Source organism: Microcystis sp. M53603_WE2 (assembly GCF_030065435.1).
Genome location: NZ_JASJFF010000457.1, coordinates 1 through 6,476, shown reverse-complemented (window position 1 = coordinate 6,476; position 6,476 = coordinate 1). Strand labels below are relative to the sequence as shown.

8 protein-coding genes are annotated in these 6,476 nt (G+C 39.4%); 4 read left to right on the top strand and 4 right to left on the bottom strand.

The window, feature by feature from the left end:
* The 3 genes from PX481_RS09585 to PX481_RS09575 form a co-directional block, all read left to right on the top strand.
* A partial coding sequence (locus PX481_RS09585) for an RNA-guided endonuclease InsQ/TnpB family protein (RefSeq protein WP_288094484.1) occupies positions 1 to 1,075 on the top strand: 1,075 nt, incomplete at its 5' end.
* A 160-nt stretch (positions 1,076 to 1,235) separates the two neighbouring features.
* The gene (locus PX481_RS09580; protein WP_002760590.1) at positions 1,236 to 1,511 is read left to right on the top strand and encodes a UPF0175 family protein; all 276 of its coding nucleotides are present in this window, start codon (positions 1,236 to 1,238) and stop codon (positions 1,509 to 1,511) included.
* Entirely contained in the window at positions 1,508 to 1,993 is a 486-nt protein-coding gene (locus tag PX481_RS09575; protein WP_002760588.1) for a PIN domain-containing protein, read from the top strand. Before PX481_RS09580 ends, PX481_RS09575 begins: the two co-directional genes overlap by 4 nt.
* A 453-nt stretch (positions 1,994 to 2,446) precedes the next feature.
* Here the strand turns inward: PX481_RS09575 and PX481_RS09570 are convergent, their stop codons facing one another.
* The 4 genes from PX481_RS09570 to PX481_RS09555 are packed head-to-tail and all read right to left on the bottom strand — an operon-like array spanning position 2,447 to position 5,443.
* Positions 2,447 to 2,869 carry a M15 family metallopeptidase gene (locus PX481_RS09570; RefSeq protein ID WP_288094483.1) on the bottom strand — a complete coding sequence of 141 codons (423 nt, stop codon included), beginning with the start codon at positions 2,867 to 2,869 and terminating at the stop codon, positions 2,447 to 2,449.
* A gap of 59 nt (positions 2,870 to 2,928) precedes the next feature.
* On the bottom strand, positions 2,929 to 3,312 hold the full coding sequence (locus PX481_RS09565; RefSeq protein WP_288094482.1) for a hypothetical protein: 384 nt from the start codon (positions 3,310 to 3,312) through the stop codon (positions 2,929 to 2,931).
* Positions 3,312 to 4,043: an ARC6/PARC6 family protein gene (locus tag PX481_RS09560; RefSeq protein WP_002760585.1), complete on the bottom strand. Its 732-nt coding sequence runs from the start codon at positions 4,041 to 4,043 to the stop codon at positions 3,312 to 3,314. The genes PX481_RS09565 and PX481_RS09560 overlap by 1 nt, the downstream gene beginning before the upstream one ends.
* A 26-nt stretch (positions 4,044 to 4,069) precedes the next feature.
* Complete coding sequence (locus PX481_RS09555; protein ID WP_002760584.1) at positions 4,070 to 5,443, bottom strand: serine/threonine-protein kinase; 1,374 nt, start codon at positions 5,441 to 5,443, stop codon at positions 4,070 to 4,072.
* Positions 5,444 to 5,539: 96 nt separating this feature from the next.
* On the opposite strand from PX481_RS09555, the gene PX481_RS09550 reads away from it, so the two are divergent.
* Positions 5,540 to 6,376 carry an FHA domain-containing protein gene (locus PX481_RS09550; RefSeq protein ID WP_288027210.1) on the top strand — a complete coding sequence of 279 codons (837 nt, stop codon included), beginning with the start codon at positions 5,540 to 5,542 and terminating at the stop codon, positions 6,374 to 6,376.
* Positions 6,377 to 6,476 lie beyond the last annotated feature (100 nt).

The following is a 6,476-nucleotide window of genomic DNA, read 5'->3' as shown; positions in this document are numbered from 1 at the left end:
CAATAAAGGTGTAGGACAAAAGGATGTATATAAATATGTCACTCAATTAAGAAGTGAATACCCTTTTGTTCAAGACCTTAACTCTACAGCTTGTCAACAGGCTTGCGAACGGACTTGGACTGCTATTCTTAGGTTCTATAATAACTGTAAGAACAAAATTGCTGGTAAGAAAGGATATCCTAAATACTCTAAACGTACTCATTCTGTTGAGTTTAAAAAGTCAGGTTGGCAACTTAATCGAAATTCCAAGAGAATAACTTTCACTGATGGGAAAAACATTGGGGAGTTAAAACTAATTGGTAGTCGAGACTTGTTGGATTTTCAAGAATGGCAAATTCAACGGATAAGAATAGTTAAAAGGGCTGATGGATATTATTGCCAGTTAATGCTAAAACTCGATGCTAGAGATATAACCCCACAATTAGAATCGACGGGTCATTGCCTAGGATTAGATCTGGGGTTAAAATATCTTTATGCTGACAGTAACGGGAATACAGTAGAGCCTCCTAAGTATTATCGAAAAGCCGAAAAGCGTCTTAATAAACTGAATAGAAGAAAGTCGAAAAAGTTTAAGAGAGGACAAAAGCAGTCTAATAACTACAAAAAAGCTAGTCAAAAATACGCCAAGGGACATTTAAAAGTAAGTAGGCAACGAGAAGAGTTTGCTAAAAAATTGGCACTCCGTTTAATTCAGTCAAACGACTTGATAGCCTACGAGGATTTAAAAGTCAAGAACCTTGTGCGTAATCGAAAACTAGCTAAGAGTATCAATGATGCTGGTTGGTCACAATTGAGAAAATGGATTGAGTACTTTGGTATTAAATACGGCAGGCTAACTATTGCAGTTAATCCAGCCTATACAAGTCAAGAATGCTTTAATTGTGGTCGGTTAATCCAAAAGTCTCTATCAGTTAGAACTCATGTTTGTTCCTGCGGATATGTGGAAGATAGAGACAAAATGGCGGCATTAAATATACTCAAAAAAGCTACGATAGGGCATATCGGAAGCTGGTCGTTAGACCTAAACGCTTGGGGAGATTTAAGCTCTATCTTGGTTGGTAGCAATACCTGCTAAGACAACTTGAGTCAGTGAACCAAGAATCCCTCGCATAAGCGCGACGGGAGTGTCAATCTAGAAAAATGATAGATCAAATCAACCTACGGGCGTAAATCTGTTGTAAAATGTTAGTATCTGGCAGTTAAAAGAGCCAAAAACTTTTGCATAATCCCAAGGTATGACCATAACAATACGATTTGATTGGCCTATTAATATCTCGGAATCCCTCCATTCACAAGCAGAGGAACAGGCTAAGATAGCATATATCATGACTTTGTTAAAATATGGAGAAATTAGTAGTGGGATAGCTGGCAGGCTATTGGGAGTCTCTCGTTTAGAAGTTCTCGAACTTATGGGTCAATATGGGGTTGCCATCTTCCCCGACCAAAATCGAGAAGAGTTAGAACAAGAGGTTACAGAAACCCTGCAACTATTAGAAGATTTTCCCCCGTGATTATTGTCTCTAATACCACTCCTTTAAGTGAGTTAGCTAAAGTTGGTCAACTTAACTTACTCCAAAAACTCTTTGGCAAAATTATTATTCCCCAAGAAGTTTATAATGAAGTCACCACAGGAAATCATCGGGCTGCTTCGGTTGTTCCTGCTGCTCAGTGGATTGAGGTATTTACCCTTCAATCTCCCGCTCAATTATTACAATTGCAAATTCAGTTTAAACTAGATTTGGGGGAAGCGGCTACAATTATCTTGGCAGAAGAATTAAAAGCGAATCGAGTCTTAATAGACGAAAAATTAGGAAGAAAAGTCGCTCAGTCTAGAAATTTGCCCGTAACTGGAACAATTGGACTTTTATTAATCGCCAAGAAGAAAGGAATTATTATTGAAGTTAAACCCATTTTAGAGCAGTTTTTGAGTCAAGGTAAAAGAATTAGCCCAATTCTTTATCAAGAAATATTAGGAATGGCTGAAGAAAGCTAGAAATTAATTCCACACACAAACCAGAAGAGCAAAATGTGACGGGAAAGCTAACTTAGATTTCGCTTCCCCTTATTCTATCGATCGCATCCCCTAGGGATTTTTTCCCGGTCGAACCGGCGATCAATACTGCTCCGAATGCAGCTGTTAGGGATTCGGGCAACGAGCGATCGCTGTCCAGTTAGTGGATGTGTTCGGCAATGATGCCAGTGCCACGGTTGAGGTGAGGTAAAATTGAGAGACTTTCTCAAAAAGATGAGGTATAAACTGATTGGTTATTGACGAGTAGTTTGTGAGGCATTAGATTTATTGGGGGTTCCCCGATTTGTAACCGGTAACGGAGGGCTGGAAATTCTCTTAATCCCTCCTACAGCATAGGTTATGGCTTTTTGTCAATGGGGAAGTCTAGGTATAACCCCGGTGGATTTAACCGTTATAAAACTTCCAAGTGTATAATCATTGTCTTTGTGTCTTTGCTACTCTAAAAATTTCTTGAGCTGTTGCTGAACCGACAAAACGCCAGTGCCAAGGTTCATAACTAACACCTTGGGAATTGTTTTTCGGAAATGATAGTTCAAAGCCAAATTCCTTAGCATGAAGGGTTAACCATTTAAAAGCATCAGTTTCAGCAAATTTGTAGGTAATATCATCTCTAGCCTTCAGATTCCCATCGGTTAAATCAAGGGCGTATCCTGTATGATGTTCACTATAACCGGGTGGTGCGCTGATTTTGGCTGCAGCTTCCGGTGAACCTTGGCGCTGAATTTGAGATTGCCAGAGTTGATCCTGGTGGGCAATAGTACGAAAACCAGAGACAGGAATAATCCATACTCGATCCTCTCTAGCTGCATAAGCTAAACGGCTTTTACTTCGGATCACCGATATAGACTCCAAAAGGGTTATAGCTATTGGATCATGCAGGTTAAGCGCCGTTTAGCTTAGATCAACTTCATTAAGGCTAAGGCTGTTTCTGGTGCAATCCTTTCAAATCTTTGATACTCATCCTGAGCGTAGCTGGCAATAATCATCATTTGTTGGGAGTCACCTTCTTGATAGGGCAAATGTCCCAATTTGGTTTGATTGACTGCTATCTGAATGGGTATTTTTGGTGACGGATTGACTAGAGATGTGGGAGAATTAATTATTGTTGGTGGCGATGGGAGAATGGGAGTTGGCGATTGAGAAGACGTTATTGGTCGTGTCTGGGGAGTAGAAATTAATTGAGGTGTTTTCTGGCTGAAGAAGTGCAGGACTGCATAGCTATTTAGGGCGATACCTATAACGATTAGGATGATAGGTAGAGCAACAATTAATTTTTTCATTAATTTATTTCCTCACTATTAGCTACTTTCCAAATGCCATCATCTAACTGCAAAGTGAACCTATATGTTCCAGAGAGAGAACGAGTATAATTAGGGTCTAAAACGCCTCCTTGATAACGTGTAACGGATTCCCTAGCTTGGATATTAATCACCACTTCGTTTCCTCGATCTAATACATCTCCCAAAGGCTCAACTGATGGTGTTACCCAAATTTCATAAGCATTATTTCGACGCAGCCATCCAACTTTGCCTAACTGCTTGTCTCTATAACTGTCTGTTGTGTATTGATAAACAACTTGCTCATTATATGTATTGCCAAAAGCTTGTGCTTTAACCTTTAACCAAGATTCAACAACATTGACTGCTTGTTGTTTAGTCAGACGTTGAGTATTGGGTTGTAAACTCCCTTGATCAGGTGGCTTATTTGGACTTGAACCAAGTTGAGAACGACTGAGTTGTGGATTATCATTAAGCGGCTCGATATTAATATTAATAACCTTACTGTCAGTCTGGGAATTTAAAGCACCAGGAGGATAAATAATTGCTTCCAGATTACTAACTTGTTTCCCGTTATCATTGACAGTTACAGTAAGAGTATCAATTCCATTGAAATCAGTCTGAGTCTGATAAATAAGCGCCTGTTTATCTTTGAGAGTATTGTTAATTTGACTGACAGTACCATTCAGAATAATTACTCCTAGTTTATCTTCCCTAATATCTCTCCAAGTCAATCCATTATTGACATTATCTTTGACTGTTATAGAGCCATTATTTGTTGGAGAGTAACCGTAATATTGTTGTCACCAGCATCATCATCTTTAACGCTAATTCCTGTGATGATTATCTGGCCATCTTCCTTAACTGTTTTAGTTTTAGGAACAGTGAGGAGCGGAACACTGTTAACTTTGTTAACGCTGATGATCTGAGTGAGGACTTTGCTAGTTCCTCCATCCCCATCAGTAATCTTAAATTCTACGATGCGCTCTCCTGGTTGTGGAGTCTCGGAAATATTCTTATAAAGAATATTACTCAAGAGAATTCTGACTTTCTCAGCATTAGCATTTTTGTTGAAGGTTATTTCTAATGGTTGTGTTCCTATTCCCCCCGTAAAGTTACCGATGACTTGATTGTCAACCAAAACATCATTACTGGTGGAGTTATTATTATTAGCTCCACTCTTATTAGCACTAATAAGTTGCTCAGAAATGAACAGGCGATCATTAGCAGTCGCTTTTCCTTTTAACTTAACTGTTAATTTACCTTGCTCGAAATTAAAGGAATCAATATCTGTGACTTCAACACCGCAGGCGATTGCCACAAAATCTGATCCTTCAGGGCATTGGAGGACATTAGGAGGCGAAGGAGAAACATCTTTATTCTTCGGCTGTGAAGAAATCCATAATACTCTTACAGCTATTACAATTAATGAAATACCAATAACAGTACTTAAAGCGGCTCCATACAAATAACGCGGTATAGAAAAATCAGGGCATTTAACAGGAATAAAAACAGCATTCAATGCTGACAAAACTTCTTCTACATTATTGAATCTTTGCCCAGAACCTAACATTCGTGTCAGGACATCTTTCCGCTGATCGCTAATTTGCTTAGATTGAGTCCAATTCCAACTATTACTCTCACTATCGTACCAATATTGTCCCGTTAGCAGTATCAGTGCAGTCAGCGCCAGATCGTGCAAATCATTTTGAAGATTTGTTACTCCTCTATCCCTGAGAGCAGGCAAAACTTGATTGAGTAACTGAACCACTGCATACTCATTCAAAGGAAGTAGCGATCGATGCAATTCTTGGGTCGGAGTTCCCTCGAAAGTCTTCTGCAAAATCAAGAGTCTTCCCCCCTCACCAAAAAGTTCTTTAGGTGCGGTAATCCCTCCAAATTGACCTTGATTGATGCTATCAAACTTCTCTTCAAGTTCTGTTTCTACGATTTCTCTTTCTCCTGCATTTCTAAAGATAAATTCGGTTAGAAGGCAGTCTTTCTGATAGCGTAAGTCTTCGACTAAGTAAACTTGCACAAACTGGCCAGGGTCAATAACTGTCCTGATGACGTACCGATGATCTAATACTAAGCCTGGTTGCAGATCGTCCTGATTTGTTACATTACTTAACATTGCTGATTATCCCTTCAGAGGCTAAATAGAGATTTTTGCAGTATAATCTATACTATCTTAGTCGTTAAAATCTGATCGCTCAAAATGGGGAACTTAATGCTTGCGCTAGAGCAAACGGGTCATACTTGGACACTCGAAGCTGAAAACGGACGCAGCTACCAAGTTGGCAATCGTCACGACTGTGACGTGTTCCTTCCCTATGTTAATTTTGCCTCTGACGTTAACCTAGAACTGAGCTACGACTCTCTGTGGTACGTCAGGGACTTAGGTAGTTTGAATGGTGCTTTGCTCAACAAAGTGCGCCTCAACCAAGAGCGAATTCCGATTGAAGAGGAGGCTCGAATCAGCTTCGGTGGAGGGATGGTTATTGTAGCCAGACTAGATTCTAGTCCTATACCATCAAGAAAACCGGATGCTCTTATTGCTCCTACTCGCTTACTATCGGGCTATGTCTATCTAGAAGGTTTAACCCAAGCGTTAGAAATACTCAATCAGTTACGCAGCGATCCCTACAAGGCTACTACTCCAGAAGACCCTAGCTTAGATTTAGACCAGGTAACTACTCACGCTGCTCAATCAGTAGTCATTTCATTAACATTTGCTAGTCTGGCTTTGATAATATTTTTACTTGAATATTTGCTTATTCTAGCTCCTCAAGCGAAATTCGATTTAATGGCTTGGCTAATTGTGGGATTTTTTCCTAGCTTTCTTATAGCTTTTGAATCTATTTATCTTCGCTGGTTCATGGCTCGTCGTTTTCTGAGAAAGAAGTATGAAGATCCTTATTATTATCCTAAATGGCTACCGAAATTTTTTAAAAACGCAGTCAACTTGTTGAAGAATTCAATTGTCAAAACTACACACTTACAAAACATTATTACCTTTGCCGGATCGGCTCTTCGTTACTTGTTATGGTTCGATAGGGGGGCATAAATCGACTAAATCCTTATCTGGCAAGAGACTTAATTGATTAGTTCGCTCTAGATAAAAAACAATTGACAAAAATCGCTAAATGCCTTTCTATATAAGGGTT